General features: G+C 58.1%; 22 protein-coding genes and 1 pseudogene. 17 read left to right on the forward strand and 6 right to left on the reverse strand.

Annotated features, from left to right (window positions below; all coding sequences use genetic code 11):
* Positions 1-215: 215 nt before the first annotated feature.
* The 11 genes from ACE10W_RS05625 to ACE10W_RS05675 all read left to right on the forward strand — a co-directional run bounded on the left by ACE10W_RS05625 (position 216) and on the right by ACE10W_RS05675 (position 7,366).
* Complete coding sequence (locus tag ACE10W_RS05625; RefSeq protein WP_011084564.1) at positions 216-536, forward strand: iron-sulfur cluster assembly accessory protein; 321 nt, start codon at positions 216-218, stop codon at positions 534-536.
* 33 nt (positions 537-569) lie between these two features.
* Positions 570-863 (forward strand): hypothetical protein, encoded by a 294-nt coding sequence (locus ACE10W_RS05630; protein WP_131234256.1) that lies wholly within the window; start codon positions 570-572, stop codon positions 861-863.
* Positions 860-2,041, forward strand: coding sequence for a cysteine desulfurase NifS (gene nifS / locus ACE10W_RS05635; RefSeq protein WP_011084565.1), 1,182 nt, complete (start codon positions 860-862; stop codon positions 2,039-2,041). The genes ACE10W_RS05630 and nifS overlap by 4 nt, the downstream gene beginning before the upstream one ends.
* Positions 2,038-2,262 carry a putative nitrogen fixation protein NifT gene (gene nifT / locus ACE10W_RS05640; RefSeq protein WP_011084566.1) on the forward strand — a complete coding sequence of 75 codons (225 nt, stop codon included), beginning with the start codon at positions 2,038-2,040 and terminating at the stop codon, positions 2,260-2,262. The genes nifS and nifT overlap by 4 nt, the downstream gene beginning before the upstream one ends.
* Before the next feature lie 747 nt (positions 2,263-3,009).
* Positions 3,010-4,509: a nitrogenase cofactor biosynthesis protein NifB gene (gene nifB / locus ACE10W_RS05645; protein ID WP_011084568.1), complete on the forward strand. Its 1,500-nt coding sequence runs from the start codon at positions 3,010-3,012 to the stop codon at positions 4,507-4,509.
* 10 nt (positions 4,510-4,519) lie between these two features.
* The gene (locus ACE10W_RS05650) at positions 4,520-4,744 is read left to right on the forward strand and encodes a 4Fe-4S binding protein (protein ID WP_011084569.1); all 225 of its coding nucleotides are present in this window, start codon (positions 4,520-4,522) and stop codon (positions 4,742-4,744) included.
* A 250-nt stretch (positions 4,745-4,994) separates the two neighbouring features.
* Positions 4,995-5,309, forward strand: coding sequence for a nitrogen fixation protein NifZ (locus tag ACE10W_RS05655; RefSeq protein ID WP_026312710.1), 315 nt, complete (start codon positions 4,995-4,997; stop codon positions 5,307-5,309).
* Positions 5,306-5,623, forward strand: a complete 318-nt coding sequence (locus ACE10W_RS05660) for a hypothetical protein (RefSeq protein WP_014497965.1) — start codon at positions 5,306-5,308, stop codon at positions 5,621-5,623. The genes ACE10W_RS05655 and ACE10W_RS05660 overlap by 4 nt, the downstream gene beginning before the upstream one ends.
* Positions 5,562-5,921, forward strand: coding sequence for a DUF3024 domain-containing protein (locus tag ACE10W_RS05665; RefSeq protein ID WP_018647468.1), 360 nt, complete (start codon positions 5,562-5,564; stop codon positions 5,919-5,921). The genes ACE10W_RS05660 and ACE10W_RS05665 overlap by 62 nt, the downstream gene beginning before the upstream one ends.
* 33 nt (positions 5,922-5,954) lie before the next feature.
* A complete protein-coding gene (locus tag ACE10W_RS05670; protein ID WP_011084572.1) occupies positions 5,955-6,299 on the forward strand; it encodes a hypothetical protein in 345 nt (114 codons plus the stop codon).
* A gap of 719 nt (positions 6,300-7,018) precedes the next feature.
* The gene (locus ACE10W_RS05675) at positions 7,019-7,366 is read left to right on the forward strand and encodes a ferredoxin (protein WP_011084574.1); all 348 of its coding nucleotides are present in this window, start codon (positions 7,019-7,021) and stop codon (positions 7,364-7,366) included.
* 405 nt (positions 7,367-7,771) lie between these two features.
* Here the strand turns inward: ACE10W_RS05675 and ACE10W_RS05680 are convergent, their stop codons facing one another.
* Positions 7,772-8,515, reverse strand: a complete 744-nt coding sequence (locus ACE10W_RS05680) for an OmpW family protein (protein WP_018647470.1) — start codon at positions 8,513-8,515, stop codon at positions 7,772-7,774.
* A 209-nt stretch (positions 8,516-8,724) separates the two neighbouring features.
* Positions 8,725-9,150, reverse strand: coding sequence for an ArsC/Spx/MgsR family protein (locus tag ACE10W_RS05685; protein WP_011084576.1), 426 nt, complete (start codon positions 9,148-9,150; stop codon positions 8,725-8,727).
* 567 nt (positions 9,151-9,717) lie between these two features.
* Between ACE10W_RS05685 and nifH the strand changes: the two genes are divergently transcribed.
* From nifH to ACE10W_RS05715, 6 genes are all read left to right on the forward strand, one after another.
* Positions 9,718-10,602 (forward strand): nitrogenase iron protein, encoded by an 885-nt coding sequence (nifH, locus tag ACE10W_RS05690; RefSeq protein WP_011084578.1) that lies wholly within the window; start codon positions 9,718-9,720, stop codon positions 10,600-10,602.
* Positions 10,603-10,705: 103 nt separating this feature from the next.
* Entirely contained in the window at positions 10,706-11,524 is an 819-nt protein-coding gene (locus ACE10W_RS05695) for a nitrogen fixation protein NifQ (protein WP_018647473.1), read from the forward strand.
* Positions 11,525-12,177: 653 nt separating this feature from the next.
* Positions 12,178-12,519, forward strand: a complete 342-nt coding sequence (gene nifW, locus ACE10W_RS05700) for a nitrogenase stabilizing/protective protein NifW (RefSeq protein ID WP_011084580.1) — start codon at positions 12,178-12,180, stop codon at positions 12,517-12,519.
* A 950-nt stretch (positions 12,520-13,469) separates the two neighbouring features.
* The gene (locus ACE10W_RS05705; protein WP_014497958.1) at positions 13,470-14,579 is read left to right on the forward strand and encodes an electron transfer flavoprotein subunit alpha/FixB family protein; all 1,110 of its coding nucleotides are present in this window, start codon (positions 13,470-13,472) and stop codon (positions 14,577-14,579) included.
* 11 nt (positions 14,580-14,590) lie between these two features.
* A complete protein-coding gene (locus tag ACE10W_RS05710) occupies positions 14,591-15,898 on the forward strand; it encodes an FAD-dependent monooxygenase (protein WP_011084583.1) in 1,308 nt (435 codons plus the stop codon).
* Positions 15,899-15,936: 38 nt separating this feature from the next.
* Complete coding sequence (locus ACE10W_RS05715; RefSeq protein ID WP_011084584.1) at positions 15,937-16,233, forward strand: ferredoxin family protein; 297 nt, start codon at positions 15,937-15,939, stop codon at positions 16,231-16,233.
* Between the two features lie 211 nt (positions 16,234-16,444).
* Here ACE10W_RS05715 and ACE10W_RS05720 read toward each other — a convergent pair whose 3' ends face one another.
* The 4 genes and pseudogenes from ACE10W_RS05720 to modC all read right to left on the reverse strand — a co-directional run bounded on the left by ACE10W_RS05720 (position 16,445) and on the right by modC (position 21,017).
* The gene (locus tag ACE10W_RS05720) at positions 16,445-16,993 is read right to left on the reverse strand and encodes a carboxymuconolactone decarboxylase family protein (RefSeq protein ID WP_011084585.1); all 549 of its coding nucleotides are present in this window, start codon (positions 16,991-16,993) and stop codon (positions 16,445-16,447) included.
* Positions 16,994-16,999: 6 nt separating this feature from the next.
* Complete coding sequence (locus ACE10W_RS05725; protein ID WP_011084586.1) at positions 17,000-17,554, reverse strand: peroxiredoxin; 555 nt, start codon at positions 17,552-17,554, stop codon at positions 17,000-17,002.
* A 1,028-nt stretch (positions 17,555-18,582) separates the two neighbouring features.
* Positions 18,583-19,900, reverse strand: a pseudogene (locus ACE10W_RS05730) (IS256 family transposase).
* 7 nt (positions 19,901-19,907) lie between these two features.
* A complete protein-coding gene (gene modC / locus ACE10W_RS05735; RefSeq protein WP_014497956.1) occupies positions 19,908-21,017 on the reverse strand; it encodes a molybdenum ABC transporter ATP-binding protein in 1,110 nt (369 codons plus the stop codon).
* Positions 21,018-21,469: the final 452 nt, after the last annotated feature.

The raw sequence follows: 21,469 nt of genomic DNA on the forward strand, positions 1-21,469 counted from the left end.
GCCAGATGCGATGCAAATTGCCTGCCGTCGCCTGCGTGGCGGCGTTCAGTGAAGCTCGGAAAGAAAACGCGCCGGTGGCTGGCACCGCCTTACGTGCCTTGTCAGGAACCCGACATCCGTTGCCAGCCAAGGGGCGCGGAAATGAGCATCATCAGGCGTCTGCGCGCTGGCACGTGACTTGCTCTTAGCTGGGCCTAAGCTGACGAGGCAAAGACGTGATCAACCTGACCGATAGCGCAGTCAATGCAATCAAGAGCGCGATTTCATCTTCGGAGCGGCGGGCGGGTGGTCTGCGCGTCATGATCGAAGCAGGCGGCTGCAATGGATTCAAATACAAGATGGGCATCGCCGATGAGCCAAAGCCTGACGACACCGTGATCGACTGCGATGGGCTCAAGGTGTTTGTCGATAGCAAGAGCCGAGAGCATCTGGCCGGCACAACCATCGATTTCGTGCTGGCACCGGAGAGCTCTGGCTTTACCTTTCATAACCCGAACGCGGCCACCAACTGCTCCTGTGGAAAATCATTCGGCTGATGGAAACATTGATCAGGCGATAAGGAAAGGGCAATGAACCACACCGGCCGAACCAGACCGACTGAAGAACTCGTCGATCCCCACGATGCGAGAGGGTCCCGTTCGCTGCGCGAACGAAGAGATCGGACCCAATCGCCAAGCCGAAGCTGGCGCCTGTTAGCTGATCGGCACGATAGCAGCATGCTCTTGGCGCGGCTCGACAATGCTGGCAAGCCGTACAAGCTTCCGAGCGTGAGTCTAGAAGGGATTCAGGGGCACCTGGTAGGTAAGATCGGAGGTTTGGATCGCCTGGTCCTCGTTGTTGCTGCAGGCGGGGTGGTGCAGTGAGCGAGAATCGAGCGCCGATTTACCTCGATAACAATGCAACGACGCGAACTGATCCATCCGTCGTGCAAACCATGTTGCCTTTCTTCACTGAGCAATTCGGCAATGCCTCGTCCGCGCATGCCTTTGGCAACGAGGCCGCAATTGCGGTGAGGCAGGCACGGAGAAGCTTGAGCGGCCTGCTAGGTAGTGCATACGATCACGAAATCGTCTTCACCTCGGGAGGGACCGAAGCCAATAATGCCGCAATCCTCTCGGCACTTGCAACCCAGGAAGGTCGAGACGAGGTTGTCACCACTTCGGTTGAGCACTCCGCCGTACTTGCGCTAACGGAGCAATTGGCGGCAAGGGGAGTCAAGACGCGCATTATTGCCGTAGATGCTTGCGGCCGGCTCGACATCGAGGCGTTTCGCTGCGCGCTTGGGCCACGCACAGCGATTGCCTCGGTTATGTGGGCCAATAACGAGACCGGAACGATATTTCCCGTGAAGTGTCTGGCCGGGTGGACCCGTGAGGCGGGAGCGCTATTTCACACAGATGCGGTGCAGGCCATTGGTAAAGTACGCTTAAACCTAAAGGACAGCACGATCGACATGCTTTCACTATCCGCGCACAAACTGCACGGCCCGAAGGGGGTAGGTGCGTTATATTTGCGTAAAGGGACAAAATTCCAGCCGCTGATCTGCGGCGGATCACAGGAACGAGGGCGGCGCGCTGGGACCGAGAATATTCCCGGAATCGTCGGACTAGGAAAAGCTGCCGAACTTGCGGCGGAGCGGCTTGAACCCGAGCGCATCCGCATTGGCGCGTTACGTGACCGCCTTGAGCAGGGAATTTTGCGCAATGGCGAGTGCGTTGTGCTTGGCGACATTCGCAATCGTTTGGCGAATACGACTAATATTGCCTTCGACCATCTCGAAGGTGAAGCGATTGCCCACCGTCTTAACCGGGCGGGCATCGCCGTATCGCTCGGGTCAGCCTGCAGGTCGGGCTCAATGCAGCCATCGCATGTTCTGCGTGCCATGCAGGTGCCTGCGTGGCGGATGCACGGCGCCGTGCGCTTTTCTCTTTCGCGCGAAACCTCCCTCGCCGAAGTCGATGAGGCCGTGTGCGCTGTGTCAGATATCGTGACTCGCATGCGCGCCAGCTCCCGCGCCACGGTCAGGGAGCAGACCTCGTGAAAATCATGATCCGCCGCTCTCCGGACACGGGCTTGTCAATCTACGTGCCAAAAAAGGATATCGAAGAGTCAATCGTGGCCTCCGAGTACGAGACCCTATGGGGCGGCTGGATCAAAGTCGCTAACGGTTGGGTGCTCGATTTGCCCGAGATGGCGAGCGACACACGGTTACCGATCACAATCGACGCGAAGAAGCGGGATGAGAGCGGCGACGATCCATGAAGCGCTCACGGAGATGAGCGCTGTCGATGCGGCGGATGCAAAGGTTACTCTCGCGGACCTTGGCGCCCGCCCTGGGGACCGAGATCATTGTCGTCTCTCTCGTCCTGGCATCAGGGAATTGAAAATGCGATGTGCTGAGCACACCAGATGCATCGGTCGGCTTATTCGCCGGTAAGTCGGCGCTGTCTCGGGGCTTTGGGGGTCGACTGGCTGCGGCGCAGCATATCAAGATCAGCAAACGTCGGCCCGCCGCGACGGCATTGATGAGGCGGGGTTTACTCAGCCAGTCGGGACAAGGCGATTGCACCATCATCTTTGGCCCTCATTGCTGCCTGTCATATTCGGACGCGTGTTGCCCTAGTATTGGCCTTATGATGTCCGGCTTCCCCAGTTCGGATCGGGCCAATTGAGAGCGGCAGCGCGCGAAAGCCCGTTCAGATGAGCTGGATCGGGGCGAGCCCCGCGAGAGTGAAAAGCACACGAGATGGAGCCCCGAGTGAGAATGGCGACGCATCTGTCGCTTTGCCAACAAGCTCATCATTGCTGTCTTGCAAGTGCCAACGCTATCGCTGCGCCTACTCGGTGTACTGTGGTTGCATTCGCATCATCCTCGCCACGGCATGCAAGTTGCTAATCTTCCTGAAGCGCGCTCTAGGATGATCTGTGGGCGTCGATGCTTGCAGGGGAGTGATCTCGGTCGTGGAGCGCGGAAAATATATCAAAGCAGCGGTCAATAGCGGGAAGATCATGCAGTCCATAACCGAGCATAAGGGCTGCCGCGCTTCGGCGAAGACCGGGCGGGCGAGCTGCGGCTCGCAGGCCGGCCGAGGCGATCTGCCGGTCGAAATCTGGGAAAGGGTGAAAAACCATCCCTGTTACAGCGAGGATGCGCACCATCATTACGCTCGCATGCATGTCGCGGTCGCACCTGCCTGCAATATCCAGTGCAACTACTGCAACCGAAAATACGACTGCGCCAATGAATCGCGTCCGGGTGTGGTGAGCGAGAAGCTCACCCCTGAGCAGGCAGTGAGAAAAGTGATCGCGGTCGCGACGACCATTCCGCAGATGACGGTACTTGGCATCGCTGGTCCCGGCGATGCCCTGGCCAATCCAGCAAAGACGTTCAAAACGCTCGCGTTGGTCACCGAGGCTGCTCCTGACATCAAGCTGTGTCTGTCAACCAACGGACTAGCGCTGCCAGACTATGTCGATACCATCGTGAGGGCCAAAGTTGACCACGTCACCATCACCATCAACATGGTCGATCCTGAAATCGGAGCCAAGATTTATCCATGGATCTTCTTCAACCACAAGCGATACACCGGCATCGAGGCGGCAAGGATACTCACCAATCGCCAGCTTCAAGGGCTCGAGATGCTTAGCGAACGGGGCATTTTGTGCAAGATCAACTCGGTGATGATCCCCAATATCAATGATGACCACCTGGTCGAGGTCAACAAGGCGGTCACGTCGCGCGGTGCCTTCCTTCACAATATCATGCCGCTGATCTCCGTACCCGAGCACGGAACAGCATTTGGCCTCAACGGTCAGCGCGGTCCGACGGCTCAAGAATTGAAGACGCTGCAAGATGCTTGCGAAGGGAAGATAAACATGATGCGGCATTGCCGGCAGTGCCGCGCTGATGCGGTCGGTCTACTCGGCGAGGATCGCAGCGCGGAGTTCACCAATGATCAGGTGATGAAAATGGACGTCCATTATGACCTAGAGATGCGCAAGGCTTATCAAAAAAGGGTAGAGAATGAGCGCGTCTCCAAAGTCGCGGCCGGTCAAAAGGAGTTGGCGGGAGTCTCCGGAGAGATGAGCGCGATCACTGTTCTAGTAGCCGTCGCAACTAAGGGCTCGGGATTGATCAACGAGCACTTTGGACATGCAAAGGAATTCCAACTGTACGAGCTCTCCACATCCGGCGCCAAGTTCGTCGGGCTACGTCGTGTGGAGGGTTACTGCCAGGCCGGCTATGGCGAGGAAGATAGGCTATCCGTGATCATGCGCGACATCCGTGACTGCCACGCGGTCTTCGTGGCTAAGATCGGCGGCTGCCCCAAGAGCGGCCTGATCAAGGCTGGGATCGAGCCGGTCGATCAATTCGCCTATGAGTACATTGAGAAGTCGACGATCGCTTGGTTCAGGGCCTATGTCGGCAAAGTAAAGCGCGGGGAGATCCAGCATGTGCAGCGCGGCGTGCCCCCGCGTTGGCCTGGAGATCGGATCTCTGCGGCGTAAGGAGGAATATGTGCCATTCAAAATCATCGCCTCGCAGTGCACGAGCTGCTCAGCTTGCGAGCCTTTATGCCCGAACGTTGCTATTTCGGAGAAGGGGGGAAACTTTGTCATTGAAGCGGCGAAATGCAGCGAATGCGTGGGGCATTTTGACGAACCGCAATGTGCCGCTGCCTGTCCGGTCGACAACACCTGCGTGGTTGACAGGGCCTTGCCTCGCTACCAGGCGCCCGTCTGAAGTGTGGAGCCTGACCGGCAATGCAATCGCTGGTGCTGAACACGTCCCAAACGTCGCGCTGCGAACTGGCGGCTCCGCAGGCGCCGGCGTCTGCTCTTACGGACGGTGGCCGCTCTGGATTCCTGCGATGGGGCTGTTGCTGGCGGGCAGCACAGCCTGGCGACATTTCGGCGCTCGAGGGCGCCTCGTGATGCGGAGCAGAGTGTCCCCTCGGCGTGCCCCCGCGCCGTCGGTGCATGAGGAGCGAAATATGAACAGAATTCTCCGGGATAGCGACGCCGTCGAGCTAAGCGACCCACCCGCCTTCAGCTTTGGCCAAAAGCTTCGCGCCAATCGCGTCATCCGGAATGATGGCACCTATCCCGGCAAGGAGATCGGAGACGTCTTGGTCAAGAAGGGGGAGGTGGGCTACGTCGTCTCGATCGGCACGTTCTTGCAGCAATTCTACATCTACGGCGTGGAGTTTTTGGAAAGCGGCCACCGCGTTGGCATGAAACGCAAGGAACTTGAGCCAGTGGATGCAGGCGAGGAGGTCGATGATTTGCCACTACCGGAGGAGTCATGACTCAGCGAGGTTTTCCAAAATATTGGTGGGGCCAGCGGGGTAAACCGACAGCCGACCTGATCAAGCACCGCTCATCGGTCGATACGGAGACGGACGGAGCTTCGCTCGCCGCCAGGCCGAGCCGCCAGACCGTCATCGATACTCTCAACAACAAAGCGCATGAGCCTATCTTTATCGTTGATTTTGGTGAGGAGCTGCTCATCTGCTGGAGTTCAAGAGAACATCAAAAGGCATTGAAGGGAGGCTTTCATCATGAATTCCGCACTGATGAGGAAAGTAAAACCGGGGTTGGCGCGTCATCCCAACGAGCTTGATCGCAAACGGATCGAACGCGGCTTGAGCGCGCGGAAGCGCTATCTCTACGTCTCGCCAAACGTGACGCCCGTGTGGGGCGGCTACTGCATCGAGAGTCCCTGCTGCTCGCGCAATATCGACAAGGATGGCGCGCTCGTCGATGTCGCGCTGATCCTTTATGATGGCGTGACCGGGATCTGGAAGCTGTTTCGCAAAAATCATGCGGGGGGAGTCTGGGAATTTTACAGCCTCTATCATCGCTTGATCCCTGCAATCGACGAATTGAATGCGGATCCTGAGCGCCTGTTCTGGCAATGAAGGACCACCGTCCCCGAGGATAGAAGAACGACGATGGCGATCACGACCGAGGAATTGATCGAGATCGAACGGCTGCTTGCTGCCGATAGCGACGGCATGGGTCCCTTTGTCCAGCTGCGCCGCGGGCGGGGCGTGATGCGTGAGTTCGACACTCAACGCGGGCGACCGGGATCGCATTGGCCAAAGGAATGTTGGGCCGTGAGCAATGAGCCGGCCGAATACGGCGCAGTGCTGTGCAAGCCTACCGATGATGTCTTGGAGTGGTGTCGCATGGTCGAGCAGTGCTACGACGCGCATCTGCAATCACGTGAAGGAGTCCCGCTAAGATATTCGAAATCGACCACATTACAGTCGAGCTTGTCGGGTGTCAGCTCGTGATCGTAAGCGGCCAAAATAAGGAATCGGTATGAGCTTGCAACAAATCATCATCCACGTCCGCTTCGCCCCGAATGGGCGGGTGATACAAATCGGCCAGCGTCCAGGGAAGCTCACTCCGAACGGGTGGTTCGATGTCCTCAACACCCGTGCCAGCTCGGCTTATCAGCCGCTCGCTCGTGGCCGCGGGGTATTCCGGTTGAGCCGAACTGCTGTCGATACCTTAAAGCAGGAAACGGCGGGGCCGGGTTGAGCGAACCGGTAACCGCGATTTGATGAGTGAACAGATCGAGGGCGACGCCGTCTCTCCGGCCGACATTATTGTTCTGAGCGAGGCCATGGGCATTCAATCGCTGATAGCGGCGAGAACGTCGGCATTGCCGCAACTTCCCTCAATTGTGAGGCGCGCTATGACGCATTTGGTGTGCAACTTGCTCTTCGAGAAAGTTGATCGGGGGGATTGTTGCATGAATGAGAGGTCTCGATGCCGGGAGAAGAGGTTGTCATTGATCAGCAGGCGACCTTCGGACGTGAAGGTGCCTATCGCTCATCTCAGCGACGACAGCGAGTAAGGCGCCCGACCATTCCGACTGCCTTCGCAAGCGGGAGTTGGTGTCAGCAGGTGTCCATGCGCCAATGGACGGTCATCGTTGGACATTGCGGGCGGCTATGCGCTCACATCTCATCCCGACAGCTGAAATTCACTATCAGAGGATAGGCGCGTGAACTCAGAAAAAGAATTTCATCTCCCTCAACTCTATAGGCACCATGTCTTTGCGTGCAACACGCAGCGTCCGCCAAACCATCCCCACGGCAGTTGTGGCGCCTCCGGCGCGCAAGCTCTGTGGGATCGAATGGGCAAGGCGATCGAAGCGCAAGGCCTCGACGATATTGGCTTCGCGACTGCGGGCTGCCTTGGCTTTTGTAACTCTGGTCCTTTGCTGGTTGTCTATCCCGACGGAGTCTGGTATCGCGCGACCACGCCTGAGGATGTCGACGAGATCGTCATATCCCACCTCAAGCACGGCCAACGTGTCGACCGGCTTGTGATAGTGCTCAAGCGAAGCTAGAGGCGTCGCTTGGCGGCCGCTTGCCGGGTTAGCTAGCATGGTCGGCTCGACGTTGGGGGGCGGATCGTCTGAGATTAACCGGGCACTTCGCGGCCAAGATTAGGCTGTCAGCGGCGTATCGCCTTCTTATCAGGCAAATGGGAAAATGGCTTCGGTCTTAAGCGTGGCGAAACAGACGTATGATCATATTCTGAGTCGACGTTTGTGTAATGTTACTCACGTGCTGCGCGATTCGTAACTTGCAGCGCGAGCAACGCCAGCGGTTCCCTCTCTTGCGAGCTGACGCGTCGATGGCGCGTCAGCCGGCTTTCCGTGTCAGTCCGGCGAGAGTAGGAGACGAGCTCGATGATCCTGCTGGGATCCGAGTTTATCAAACGGCCTCTCCACTCTGGCTCTGCTCTAACGTCAGAACTTGTAAGCGACGCCGCCGCTGACGAGCCATGGATCAATATGGGCGCGGCCCGTAACGGCAATCGCATTGTTTAAGGTGGCCGAGTACTCCGGCCGCAGCCACAGCTTTTTAACGTCAAAGTTGAGGCCCCAGTGGCGATCGAGCATGTAATCGAAACCGAATTGGACTGCCGCGCCGAATTGGTTTTTGATGTTTAGATCCGTGACGGAAAGCCCGGCGAGCGAAGTATTGGCTGCCGATTGGTTGAAGAATACAGTGTAGTTGATGCCCGCGCCGACATAGGGCTTAAGCGGCCCAAAATCGGTGAAGTGATATTGCAGGGTCAGTGTAGGAGGCAAGAGCCAGGCTTTGCCGATATCGAGCCCTGTGAGCGCGCCATTGCCGCTGACGTGATGGCTGGTCACGCCGAGAATGAGTTCGGCGGCTAAGTTAGCTGTGAAGAAATAGGTGATGTCGAGCTCTGGTATAGCTTGATCGCTGATCGAAAGCCCAGAGTTGGGTGATGACAGCAACGGCGTCCCTGGAACGTTGACGGAACTGCCTGCGGTATCCGGCAAAACGCCAAGCACGCGCAGGCGGATCATCCACGGGTTGCGGGGTTCAATAGGGGGAGCTTTATAGTAGACCGGCGCCGGACCCAGATCAGCACCACGTACCGAGTTGCTGGCCAACGAGGTCGCTAGCGCGAAGACCGATACAGTTGCCAGGACTGTTCTTGCTCTCATCGAATTCTCCATTCCAAAAGTCGCGCGAGAAGCCGCGCAAGGTCTCTGTCACACATAAGGAACGGCGAAAGATTTGATACCAATCAAATATGGGAGCGATCGTGCCGCTCAGTTGCATCAGGATCACAGCTGCGAAACACGTTTTGCTAAAGGAAATACTCGCGCCAAGCAAGCCGCAAGTCGAGAACGTCATTCTTCTGGTGTGATCGTCCGGAACAGGCTCATTCGCTTGATCCCATCTTCGGGCAGCGCGTGCGAGTTGCTTGGTGCAGGCATCCCTGGAGATGCTCCTGCGTCTGGTGGCCAAGCAGCGACAGCGCGGGCTCGCGATCGAGCCCGGCACATCGTATTCCGTCTAAGTCGATCAACGGTCGTCGTATCAGGAGTGGATCACTCACCATCAATGCGAGTGCGCTCGCCGCGTCGATAGAATCGAGATTGACTTCGCCCGACTTGACACGAGGCGCGGCTCGGTTGAACCAGGAGCCGACGGGCATATTGCGAAAGAAGCTGCGCAATTCGTCCGCATGCCATGGCTCCTTCAAGATGTCCTGGACGACCACGTCATGACCGGCGGACTTTAGCGCTTGAATCTGACGCGCGTTCGTGGCGCAGCCGGGCTTCTGATAAAAGATGATTGTAGCCACGGCGTACCTATGTAGGCGTGCTATGCTGGGCGAATAGCACAGGGCTGCTGCTTCCCGGGAGCCATTCGAAGTTCTTGACAGTCAACGTCAATATCAGCGCATGGTGCGCCCTCAGCGAATTTGCAAAGCCGCTGGCCCGTCTCATTTTGACTCCGTCCGGCATCTTTACTCCTCACATGGCTGAGCTTGCGCGAGCGGCAGCAAGTTCTGTTCCACAATGGCGGCATCGGCTAAGTCAGCCTATTTGGCTGTTGGCGTTCATGTTTGCGATTGTTTGTTCGTTGTCTGACAGCCGGGCAGATCTTGTCAGATCCAAAACAGCCTACGATCGCGCGCCGGCTGGTTGCTTTTGGAAACGTAATCAGAAGCTTAAGGTGCCGGGTTAGACCTTGGCACGGCTGTTGCTGATAAGCGGCAGCAACACTGAGTGAGGGCTGAGTGCACGCCGACGTGTAAGGCGAGCGATGCGCTCCTTCCCTTGAACCCGTGTGCCCCCGCTTCTGCGAGGGAAGCAAAGCTCGCAAAAGAAGCGCGCAACGTTTGGCAAATCGGTTGATGGAGAGCAGCATGGCTTCACTAAGACAAATCGCCTTCTACGGGAAGGGCGGAATCGGCAAGTCCACCACTTCGCAGAACACGCTAGCGGCGCTGGCAGAGATGGGTCAGAAGATCCTGATTGTAGGGTGCGATCCGAAAGCGGACTCGACTCGCCTTATTCTGCACGCCAAGGCTCAAGACACGATTTTGAGTCTTGCCGCGAGCGCCGGCAGCGTGGAGGATCTAGAGCTCGAGGACGTAATGAAGGTTGGCTACCAGGACATTCGCTGCGTTGAGTCCGGTGGCCCTGAGCCAGGTGTCGGCTGCGCCGGCCGCGGTGTCATCACCTCGATCAATTTTCTTGAAGAGAACGGAGCCTACGAGAACATTGACTATGTTTCTTACGATGTGCTTGGCGACGTTGTTTGCGGTGGCTTTGCGATGCCAATCCGCGAAAACAAGGCGCAGGAGATCTACATCGTGATGTCTGGTGAAATGATGGCAATGTATGCCGCAAACAATATTTCCAAGGGGATCCTGAAATACGCGAACTCAGGTGGGGTGCGGTTGGGCGGCCTGATCTGCAACGAGCGGCAGACCGACAAGGAATTGGAACTGGCGGAAGCGTTGGCCAAGAAGCTTGGCACTCAACTGATCTACTTCGTGCCGCGTGACAATGTGGTGCAGCATGCAGAGCTGCGTCGCATGACGGTGCTTGAATATGCACCCGATTCCAAGCAGGCTGATCACTATCGGAAACTAGCGGCCAAGGTTCACAATAATGGCGGCAAGGGCATCATCCCGACCCCGATCTCAATGGATGAGCTCGAGGACATGCTGATGGAGCATGGCATTATAAAGGCCGTGGATGAATCAATCATCGGCAAAACCGCCGCCGAACTCGCAGCCTCGTAAAGGCCGCGAGTCGCCGCCTTGCGAAGGCGAGCGACAGATGCCGGTCTCCCTCACCCCCTTCCCGGGGGGGCCGGCATACTGACGATCGGCCGCGAAAACCAGAGTGCGCCGTGACGAACCACGCATTGTGAAAAACCGCAGAGTTATGTCCGAGCCGCACGTCCTTCCGTTCACGACTGCCTGTGCTGCTGACGCCAATAGCCAGTTGCACAAGGGAATTTCAACCTACCGGCTGCTCACCGGTGAACATCCTGCAAATGCCGATATCGCCATCGACAGCAATCTCGATCGCCATGCCCTGGCGTCTATCCTGGCGGCTGCCACGATGGATGGTGGCTGTCTGTCTGAGAAAGTTGGCCTGTCCGGCGTTGAATTGGCGGTCTTACTGGAGCAGCACTTTCTCCCAACCGGGATCAGGGCCCCGGAGCAGGCCGCGCCCTTCAAGCGGGAAGAGGATGAGGAGATCGCAATGCTTCGCGATCTGTTGCTCAAGCATCGCTCGACGGAAGGGGATATCGGCCGGTGGCTGGCTGCGATGATCGCGCGCCGCGCCATGGAGCCGGACCATCTTTGGGAAGCTCTCGGCTTGCGTGATCGTGGCGAACTCTCGCTCGTGATGAGCCGGCATTTCGCGCCGCTCGCCGCGAGCAATGTCAACAATATGCGTTGGAAGCGCTTCTTCTACCGCATGCTTTGCGAGGACGAAGGCCTTGCGATGTGCACGACACCCGTGTGCAATCAATGTAACGAATTCAACATCTGTTTCGGTGAAGAAAGCGGTGAGAGCCGGATGGCCGAGCGTCGGCGCGATTTGCTGTTGCAGGCCGCAGCATGGCCGGCTGTGTCCAGCGGCCGGGCATCTGAAACGCCAGGAGAGACCGCAGTCGCATCGTTATCCGAAAAGGCTTCAGCGCATTTGTAGGCCGCAGGTCGGAGGAGGGCGCGGATCACCAACTTGGATGCGAGCGGACGGCCGTGTGGTTAAGGCGGCAAGATCGAGTGCTAGGCTACAGTTCACCCGTGTTGGTGCGCCGCAACGGACCTGTCGCACCAAAGGGCAACGCGTTCGGCCTCATAGCGCTGTCGCATTTGCCACGATGCATTTGCTGAACAAGGTCATAAAGAGAAGCGTGACTTCTTGCACTAGGTCGGCCGTTAGGATCACAAAGACTGCGGCGGTAACGGCGGGCGCGGTCAACAAAAACATCGCGTCCGCGCAATTATCGAAGCAGATCTTCCGCTTACCATGATGGAGTGCCGCACGGACCCGGGAAAGAGGCGCCGACGCAGGGTCGACGCAAGGGTGTCGATGAAATATGTGGTCCCTTGCCACAATATCCATGCCGTCTTCGGGCTGTGTAGTCATCAGGAGCTAACGATGGAAAAGGTCAACCAAGTGTTAGGATATACCGGGCCCGCGAACTTCAGGTGTCAGTCATGAGAAGTCTTTCCGCGCCGTCACCGAGTTCTCATCAGATTGAGCGCAACCGCAAAACCCGCGGGCGCGTTGTCGTTACTGTTTCGGATCCGCTCAATGTGGGCGCTCACCAGAGCTAAACCGAAGGAGAATATTCGATGATCAGCTCATCCCCAGCAACCGGTATTCTAGATCGACTCGGCAAGGCCTCATCGGCAGAGGAGTTTTTTTCGCTGCTTGGCGTCGAGTACGACCCTAAGATCGTGAATGTCGCGCGCCTTCACATTTTGAAGCGCATGGGACAATACCTCGCACAGGAGAAATTTGCTGGTGCCGCAGAGCCGGAAATCAGAACTCGATGCAAGGCGATGCTGGAACGGGCATATGGAGATTTCGTGGCATCGTCACCGATCGACGAGCGAGTGTTCAAGGTTTTGAAGGATGCCGTCTCAGACTCCAAGAAGGCTGCGGCCTTCGTTCCTTTGAGCGAGTTGAAGTGACCTAGCGTTCCACTGTAAGCGAAGTCTGTCCGGCGGACGCCGAGGCGCTCCGTTAATGCGGCTTTCTATTTATCGCGGCAAGTCTCTTAGTCATGGCCCGGCCAACGGCTGTCGTATTCCCGACCCATGTCCGGATTATTCGTGACCAGGTATCAGCAGCTGTTTGATGTGTGGCGCAAGCCAATACGTCCCACTGACTTCAATCGTCTTTGCAACTGGTACGACACTTGCTGTTGTCCTGCTGATCTGATCATCGATGCCGACAGATGGTGGCGCCCGCGGTGAGTTTGAAGGAGGACCCATGATGCTGCTTACATTGCCTGCCGAGCCCCCCTGCGGCATCATATCGAGGCCTACGATGCCGTCAGGTCTGTTCGCAACGGTCTTTGACGCGGTCGCAGTTTCGTAGTGACGGTGAGATGGTAGTCAATAATAGGTGTCCCCTTCGCGCGGCTCTTGCGGCGGCTATGCACAGTAGCGTCCGCATCAAATCGGCCCCCGATCCCGCTCAAATGTGTCTGCATCTCATCGCAGATAGAAACTGCGCTACGAAAAGTGGTGCCCTCCTCCCACACGGAGTGCCAGCGCTGGAGGCTCGGCACGGTCGCGTGACAGAAGCCTTGCCAGGACCTCCATCGATGGTACCGGCGAGGCGCCGCGAACGGACTAGTCAACTAAGGCATGGAAGTGGCCGGTCAGGATCACCTCGTCCTGGCCGGCCACGGTGGCGCTCGTCGAGCCCGGCACCCAAGGATTCAGTTTGCAAGATCCCTCCAAAGCCGGCCGAATGGGTGCGCCAATTGCGACGACGCGTATTGTGGTGCGACTGGTCCGAGCGCGCAGGCGGGCAGAGCAGCCAGCCACTTGCCGGCCAAAAGTGAACTTCGGTTAACGAAAGCGAAAAAGCAACCCGTGGCGCGGGCGCGCCTATCTCCAGAGGAATTTAGACTATGAGCAAGGTCAGCAAAACGGCGATGCCAGCAGGGGCCGGCCGCGGAGCAGCCAAAAAAGAACTGCCGGAGCACTTCAAGTCGTACAAGCACGTCTGGGTCTTCGTCGAGCTGGAGCGGGGCCAAGTGCATCCCGTTTCCTGGGAGCTCATGGGTGCGGGGCGTGGTCTTGCCGACAGGCTAAAGGTGAATCTTGCCGCTGTCGTTGTCGGTCCGGAGGGGCAGCACACACGCAACGCCGCACTTGAAGCCTTTTGCTACGGCGCCGATCTGGCCTATCTCGTGAGCGACAATGTGTTGTCGGATTACCGCAACGAATCTTATACGAAAGCGCTCACCGAACTCGTCAACACCTACAAGCCCGAGATATTACTGTTGGGTGCCACGACGCTTGGTCGCGATCTCGCAGGTTCCGTGGCGACGAATCTATCGACGGGGCTTACTGCCGACTGCACCACGCTGGACGTGGACGCCGACGGTTCACTTGCGGCGACGCGGCCAACTTTTGGCGGCTCGTTGCTCTGCACAATCTATACCTTGAATTACCGCCCGCAGATGGCCACGGTCCGCCCGCGAGTGATGCCGATGCCTGCACGCGTTATGCGCGATGCCGCTCGTATCGTCGTTCATCCGCTCGGCCTTGTAGAAGACGATATAGTCACGAAAGTATTGTCCTTCCTACCCGACCGCGATGCAGAAACTTCCACTCTGGCCTATGCCGATGTTGTGGTTGCGGGCGGCCTTGGACTGGGATCGCCTGAGAACTTCCGGTTGGTACGCGAGCTCGCAGCTCTGCTTGGGGCTGAATATGGCTGCTCGCGTCCTCTCGTGCAAAAGGGCTGGGTTACGTCTGACCGGCAAATCGGTCAGACAGGCAAAACCATCCGGCCGAAGCTCTATATTGCCGCGGGCATTTCCGGTGCGATCCAGCACCGGGTCGGCGTCGAGGGCGCGGATCTGATCGTCGCCGTTAACACGGACAAAAACGCTCCGATCTTCGACTTCGCCCATCTCGCGATCGTCAGTGATGCTATGCAATTGTTGCCAGCCCTGACGGCTGCATTTCGCGCGCGGCTTCTGCCAGATTCGCGCGCCAGGATCGCGGTCTAGAGGAGATATTGATGATTGAAGAGAGATTCGATGCGATCGTGGTCGGAGCCGGTATGGCCGGCAACGCGGCGGCATTGACGATGGCCAAACAGGGCATGAAGGTGCTGCAGCTCGAGCGGGGCGAATATCCCGGATCGAAAAATGTGCAGGGGGCCATCCTCTATGCCGACATGATGGAAAAGCTGATCCCCGAGTTTCGAGAGGAGGCGCCACTCGAACGCCACCTGATCGAACAGCGGTTCTGGATGATGGACGATCGCTCGCATGTCGGCATGCACTACCGTTCGGAGGACTTCAACGAGCAGAGGCCGAACCGCTATACGATTATACGCGCCCAGTTTGACAAATGGTTTTCTTCAAAGGTGCGGGAAGCTGGCGCGATCGTGCTTTGCGAGACCACCGTCACAGAGCTCGCGCAGGACGATCGTAACAGGGTCGTCGGTGTTCGTACAGATCGCCGTGACGGCGAGATACATGCTGACGTCGTCGTTCTGGCCGAAGGGGTCAATGGCTTGCTCGGCACGCGTGCGGGCCTGCGCGCCCGTCCGGCACCCGATAACGTTGCGCTCGCGGTGAAGGAAATGCACTTCTTGCCCCGTGAAACCATCGAAGCACGCTTCAATCTTAAGGGGGATGAAGGCGTCGTGATAGAGGCTGCCGGTACCATTTCCCGCGGCATGACCGGGATGGGTTTCATCTACGCCAACAAAGAGTGCATTTCGCTTGGCATCGGTTGTCTCGTCGCCGACTTCCAACGCACGGGCCAAACGCCGTATGGCCTGCTCGATGAATTCAAAAGGCATCCCTCTGTGGCGCCACTGATAGCAGGGTCCGAAGTAAAGGAATATTCGGCGCATCTCATTCCCGAAGGCGGTTACAAATCGATCCCACAGCTTTATGGGGAGGGCTGGGTCGTCGTGGGCGATGCCGCCCAACTCAACAATGCCGTTCATCGTGAGGGCTCCAATCTCGCGATGACATCGGGCCGTATCGCGGCCGAAGCGATAGGTCTGGTCAAATCGCGCGGCGAACCGATGAGTGCAACAAATCTCTCAATCTACAAAAAGATGTTGGACGATTCTTTCGTCATCAAAGATCTCAAGAAGTACAAGGATTTGCCACCCCTCATGCATACCCACTCCGAAAATTTCTTTCTCACTTATCCGCAGCTTATCTCCAAGGCGATGCAGAACTTTGTGCGCGTCGATGGTACGCCCAAGGTTGAGAAGGAGAAGGCGAGCCTCAAATCCTTTGTCAAGACGCGGTCATGGTCAGGTCTGGTCGGCGATGCTTACCGTTTTGCCAGGGCCTGGCGGTGATCGCGACAGTGTGAAGTCCAACAGTGGAAGGCAAAAGCATGAATGTCGAACCCTCCGTGCGCGTCGAAGACAAGCTGTACTACAACCGTTATCTTGTCGACGCCGGGCACCCTCACGTCAGGGTACGTGCGCACAAGACGCCATCGCCGCAGCTCCTCACACTTTTGAAGGCCTGCCCGGCGCGATGCTACGAGCTCAACGACAACGGCCAGGTCGAAGTTACAGTTGATGGCTGCATTGAATGCGGTACCTGCCGCGTGATCGCCGAGCCGACCGGCGACATCGAATGGAGCCACCCGCGCGGCGGATATGGTGTTCTGTTCAAGTTTGGGTGATGACAGAGCGAAGGGTGGTGCGGCGTTAGCCGACGCAATCTCACTGTATCTGTGGCGCGCTCACTGTCACCTGCATAGCGCCGGGTTGTTTGAGAAGACACCCGTCATCGCAACGCGACGCAAGACGTGACATGCAGATAAGCAGCAAAAGGCTCGTTGTGGCGCCACTGAGTAGCGCCACGATGCCGTCGATCTGATGGCAGAGAAAAGATCAGTCTCCTGCCTGAGGGGAGGCAGGCCCAGCGGCCTCGAGTGCGATCGCCACTGACTGTGTGATCGCAGCAAAGCGCACGGCGGTCTGGATCGTCTCCGAATTGACGCCCGCGGCTCTCAATGTCCTCTCATGGGCATCAATGCAGATACCGCAGCCGTTTATGGAGGAGACAGCAAGCGACCACAGCTCGAAATCGGACTTGTCCACGCCGGGATTGCCAATCACGTCCATGCGCAGCCGCGGCGGCATCGTCTTGTATTCTGGGTTGGAAGCGAGGTGAACGAAGCGGTAGTAGACATTGTTCATTACCACTACGGAGGCCGCAGCTTTCGCTGCGGCGATCGCCACAGATGTCATCACGCCCGAGGCTGCCGATTCCACCGCGGCAATCAGGGCTGAATTGCGGGTGGCAACTGCACTCGCTACCAGCACCCCGTATTTTCGCCGCGGCGAAAGCGTCTCATCGGCCATCAAGGAGGTCAAGTTAATCCTGACATCCTTCGCGAAATCGGGAATCTTGTCGTAGATTTGTTCGATCGGCGACATGCTGCGTCACGCAACCTTCAGTGTTTCCCCGCCGATTTCGCGGTTGCAGGGACAGAGCTCGTCGGTTTGCAGCGCGTCTAGAACGCGGAGTGTGTCCTTAGGACTGCGGCCCACACTCAGATTGGTCGCATAGACGTGCTGAATCGTGTTTTGGGGGTCAACAATGAAGGTATAACGATAGGCAACCCCTTCGGGTGAACGCACCCCGAGGCCATCGACGAGCGTTCCCTTTGTGTCGGCAAATTGCCAGATTGGTAGATTGTGCAGGTCGACATGTGAGCGCCGCCAAGCAAGCTTGCAGAACTCGTTGTCAGTCGAGCCACCCAGTACAACCGCATCTCGGTCAGCGAATTCCTTGGAAAGCCGAGCAAATTCTGCGATCTCTGTCGGGCAGACGAAGGTAAAGTCCTTTGGGTAAAAGAAGATGATCTTCCATTTCTCCGGAAAGCTCATTTCGGTCAGCGTCTCAAACGCACTCTGCCCTTCCTCTTCCTGCGCTTGAAAACCGGGCTTCACGCCTGTGATGTCGAATGGCGGCAACTGACTTCCAATTCCGAGCATGGTGTCCTCACAAACTTGCTTTTGTAGATCGTGACCTCACTGGTGGAGCAAACCATATGCCACGCATTCTTAGACCTAGAATTGGCGCAACAAGACCAGCCCAGCGGCTTGGATACAGGCGCCTTTGAGCACGAAAGTACACGGGCGCTGGCTACGCGGTTGGCGGGAAGACGGCAGCCAGACCTAAACCGAAGCAATCTCGTCCCCGACCGGTAGGCACTGCACAGCCGGCCTGGCCGGGCTATGGCAGTTTGGCGCTCGCCGCTGGTAACTGCGACGTCGTGCCGTTCAAGGTCCACAATCGGCGCGTTCGCAAGGCATCGAGGCGGCGCAGCAGCGGACGCGGGAGCTAAGGCGGCTTCCGCAAATGGCGAAGGGTTTCGATGGGCGTGCGCCGCCCGGTATCGTTCCGACCAATAGCCGCAGCTGGGGTTGAACGGCGCCGGCCGCAAGGCATGTTTTTCGGAACGTCTGTTAAGTCCGGTACGCCTGGCTATCGTAACGATTCGGCGCGCAGGTCCGGTCAGCTCATTCCCGTTGTTTGGCGAATTTGCTGATCGCAAGGAGATGGGGTCCTGCTGCGAAGCGCCCGGGAGACGGCGGGCGCAGCCTCGGCAACCGTTTTTGTCAAGACCGGATTGTTCTGCTGCCGAACGGTTGGGAAATCGAGATCTGTTCTCCCCTCGCAACGTTCGCTTGCGAGCATAATGTGTGTGCCCCCCTCGAGTGCCGCTGCACCTGTAAGGTGATGCCTTCCTCGCTGCGCGACATCCAAAGCGGAATCGGCAGGTAGCCTCAAGATCGTCTTTGGCAGGTAAAGAACTGCCCGGAGCGCTATTCGAATCTATCTCATCTAGACTATCGATGATGGCCGCGATCTTGCTGGTGTGTTTCTCGCGTCCAGACATAGCCGTCCAAGGTGCTCATGGGGATGTGGCAGGCCTTGCAAGCCACCGCTCGGCAGCCCGAGCGGAACGGCGCGCGCGACTTCCGCGAAGAGCTATGCGGGATTTTGGGTGACGAGGCGATCAGGCGGCGTGGTTTTCCGGCACTTGGATGACCTCGATGCCGTTTTCGAATCTGACACCTGCGATGACCTTCGGCAACTGATTTGTGCCTTTCAGCCGCCGCCAGGTCTTTGATGCGGCGCAGAGCAGCTTGAACACCATCAACTTGGCAGTCGTTGACGATAACGAACCTTTCGTGCGCACCGTTCTGTGCCGGACCGTCGCGAACACGCTTTCGATGGGATTCGCCGTCCGCAAGTGGTCCCAATGCTCGGCGGGGAATTCGTAGAACGCAAGCATTGCGTCGCGATCTTTCGTCAGGCACTCGACCGCCTTGTCGTACTTCGCTCCGTATTTCTCGGCAAAGACATCGATCGCCACTTCGGCCGAAGCTCGGTTGGACGCCAAATAGACCTCGCGCAGATCCTTCTTCATGCTGGCCTGTACCGACACTGCGACTTTGTTCAAGATATTCGCGGTTTTGTGCACCCAGCACCGCTGATGTCGCGTGGCGGGAAAGACCTCGTCGAGCGCCTTCCAGAAGCCGAGCGCGCCGTCACCGACGGCGATTTCCGGGGCGATCTTCAGCCCACGGGTTTTCGCCTCGACGAGCAGTTCGTGCCAGCTCTGCGTGCTCTCGCGCACGCCGACCTGGAAGCCGATGAGTTCCTTCTTGCCTTCCGGCGTCGCGCCGATCAGCACCAGCATGCATTCGCTGTGGTCTTCCATGCGAGCCTGCAGGAAGACGCCGTCCGCCCACACGTATACGTACCGGCGCGCCGACAGATCGCGCTTCTGCCAACGCTCGTACTCGAGCTGCCACTCCGTCGTCAGTCTGGAAACCACCCCCGGAGAAAGATTCGGCGCATCCTTGCCCAGGAGCGCCGCCAGCGCCTCCTGGAAGTCGCCCGTCGAGATGCCTCGCAGGTACAGAACCGGCAAAAGTGCATCCAAGCTCTTCGTGCGCCGTGCCCACAACGGCAGGATCGCCGAGGTGAAGCGGATCCGCTCGCCATCGCTGGTCACCGCGCGATCGCGAATCTTTACCCGGGCGACTTCGACGGCGCCGATCCCCGTCTGGATCGTCCGCACTGGACCATGGCCGTGCCGCACGAGGCGGTCGCGGCCATCGGGAAGCTTCAAGCCCTTCATCGCGGCGAGAAACGCCTCGGCTTCCATCTCGACAGCCTGCGCAAGCAGCTGCCGAGCACCAGATCGCAAAATATTCGTCAGTGGATCGTCGATCTCATCGGGCTGACGCAGTGGGACAATGTTGCTATGCTCGTTCATGGCGTATCGCTCTCCTTGAGGTTCTGGCAGGCTCGACACCCGCCTCGATACGCCGCCTATCTCATTCCGTCATCACCCAGTTTCCCGCATAGCTCTTCCGCGAATACTTCCGCTCCAATACTGAGCCGTAGGGCATCAAAGGAGCGGCGCGTGATGCGCGCCAAAAGCGGCACGCCAGAGTGGCCAGTTTCAAGGGTCAGAACCAAGGTGACCTCAGCATCGCCGTGCGGCAGAGAGGCCGTTATGCGTGCTCGAAATACATTGAGGATAGAGCTTGCGCGCGGAGGTTCGCACGCAATGCTGACGTCGCCGGCAGCGATGCGCAGCCGCAGCCTTGCGCCCGGCCTTAGCGGTACTGCTGGTATCAGAAAGCGCGCGGATTTGAGGCGGAGCTTGACCAGCCCGTAGCGCCCGTCATAACCGCCGACCATAGTATCCAGACAGATTGCCGCTTCACTGCGGCTGGCGAGCGCCGGGTCGCTCTGGGTGACATTGAGCGGACCGGCCGCAGTCACGGTGCCATCTTTCATCATGACGAGATGATCGGCGAGACGTTCGATATCGGTGATGTCATGGCTGATGTAGATCATCGGCAACGCAAGCGATTGCAGGATGCGTTCGAGAAATGGCAGGATCTCGCATTTGGCGGAGCGGTCGCGCACAATGAGTGGATCGTCCAGCAGGAGTAGCCGAGGCTGGCCTAGCAGCGCACTGCCAAGGGCAAGTCGCTGCCGCTCGGTCTTGGAAAGATGTGATGGCGTACGCTCGAGCAGTGGCGCCAAGCCGAGCAATTCGACCACACCATCAAAATCGATCAGTGTCGGTTCCGAGTTTGACGCGTTGTATAAAAGGGTGCGTCGTACCGACAAATGAGAAGAGAGGATCGGTAGCTGAAATACATATGCGACGCGACGCAGATGAGGCGGTCGAAACGTCGTCTCATCTTGCCAAATCTCCCCATCAATCGCACAGAAGCCATTCGGCAGACGCTGCACGCCAGCGATGCAGCGCGCGAGTGTAGTTTTGCCGCACCCAGGCGGACCAAAAATCGCTGTGACGCCTTTGGCCGGTACGCTGAACTGCGTATCAAGCAGAATGCTCGCGAGCGAGCCGTTGAAGGCAACCTCAATATAGCCCTTCTTGGCTTCTTTGGTGAACCCGCCCATGTGCTGTATCTTCCATCTAAGTGAGGAGCCTAGCGGCTGCACTGGAGGTGATCGTTATGCTGCTGGCCATCCAGTCTATTCCGCTCCAGCACGGCGCTGCTGCTCGCAAGAGGGTATAAAGTGGGAGGGAGGCGTGCAGAGCGGTTTCAAGTCCGGAGCCTTGTTGAGCAGCTCCACGCCGGTGGATCGTGGCAATCGGTACGGTGGCCGGCGCGCTTACCTTAAGAGTTAAGCGCCGCCTTTCCAGCAACGCGAGGTCTTTGGTCTGCTTGGCCGGGCCGAGGCCTTCTGGTGAATGTTGAATGGCGCGGCTTGAGAGGTTGGGGGGCAAAGATGCCGGCTCACGCCAAAGCTGAATACTGGCCCGCGGCCGGAAATCGGCATCAATGATCCCACAGCTTCGCGAGCCGATTTGAAGTCTGCCCAGTAGCTGATCGTAGCCTCTGCACTCT

The organism is Bradyrhizobium sp. B025, assembly GCF_042257955.1.
In the GTDB taxonomy this organism is placed as follows: Bacteria; Pseudomonadota; Alphaproteobacteria; order Rhizobiales; family Xanthobacteraceae; genus Bradyrhizobium; species Bradyrhizobium diazoefficiens.

Coding starts and splice junctions, on each gene's coding strand:
- ACE10W_RS05660 (WP_014497965.1), top strand. CDS start 5,306: ATGACTCAGCGAGGTTTTCCAAAATATTGGTGGGGCCAGCGGGGTAAA.
- ACE10W_RS05665 (WP_018647468.1), top strand. CDS start 5,562: ATGAATTCCGCACTGATGAGGAAAGTAAAACCGGGGTTGGCGCGTCAT.
- ACE10W_RS05655 (WP_026312710.1), top strand. CDS start 4,995: ATGAACAGAATTCTCCGGGATAGCGACGCCGTCGAGCTAAGCGACCCA.
- nifB (WP_011084568.1), top strand. CDS start 3,010: ATGCAGTCCATAACCGAGCATAAGGGCTGCCGCGCTTCGGCGAAGACC.
- modC (WP_014497956.1), bottom strand. CDS start 21,017: ATGGGCGGGTTCACCAAAGAAGCCAAGAAGGGCTATATTGAGGTTGCC.
- ACE10W_RS05670 (WP_011084572.1), top strand. CDS start 5,955: ATGGCGATCACGACCGAGGAATTGATCGAGATCGAACGGCTGCTTGCT.
- ACE10W_RS05680 (WP_018647470.1), bottom strand. CDS start 8,515: ATGGAGAATTCGATGAGAGCAAGAACAGTCCTGGCAACTGTATCGGTC.
- nifH (WP_011084578.1), top strand. CDS start 9,718: ATGGCTTCACTAAGACAAATCGCCTTCTACGGGAAGGGCGGAATCGGC.
- ACE10W_RS05630 (WP_131234256.1), top strand. CDS start 570: ATGAACCACACCGGCCGAACCAGACCGACTGAAGAACTCGTCGATCCC.
- ACE10W_RS05725 (WP_011084586.1), bottom strand. CDS start 17,554: ATGCTCGGAATTGGAAGTCAGTTGCCGCCATTCGACATCACAGGCGTG.
- ACE10W_RS05705 (WP_014497958.1), top strand. CDS start 13,470: ATGAGCAAGGTCAGCAAAACGGCGATGCCAGCAGGGGCCGGCCGCGGA.
- nifW (WP_011084580.1), top strand. CDS start 12,178: ATGATCAGCTCATCCCCAGCAACCGGTATTCTAGATCGACTCGGCAAG.
- ACE10W_RS05720 (WP_011084585.1), bottom strand. CDS start 16,993: ATGTCGCCGATCGAACAAATCTACGACAAGATTCCCGATTTCGCGAAG.
- ACE10W_RS05715 (WP_011084584.1), top strand. CDS start 15,937: ATGAATGTCGAACCCTCCGTGCGCGTCGAAGACAAGCTGTACTACAAC.
- ACE10W_RS05710 (WP_011084583.1), top strand. CDS start 14,591: ATGATTGAAGAGAGATTCGATGCGATCGTGGTCGGAGCCGGTATGGCC.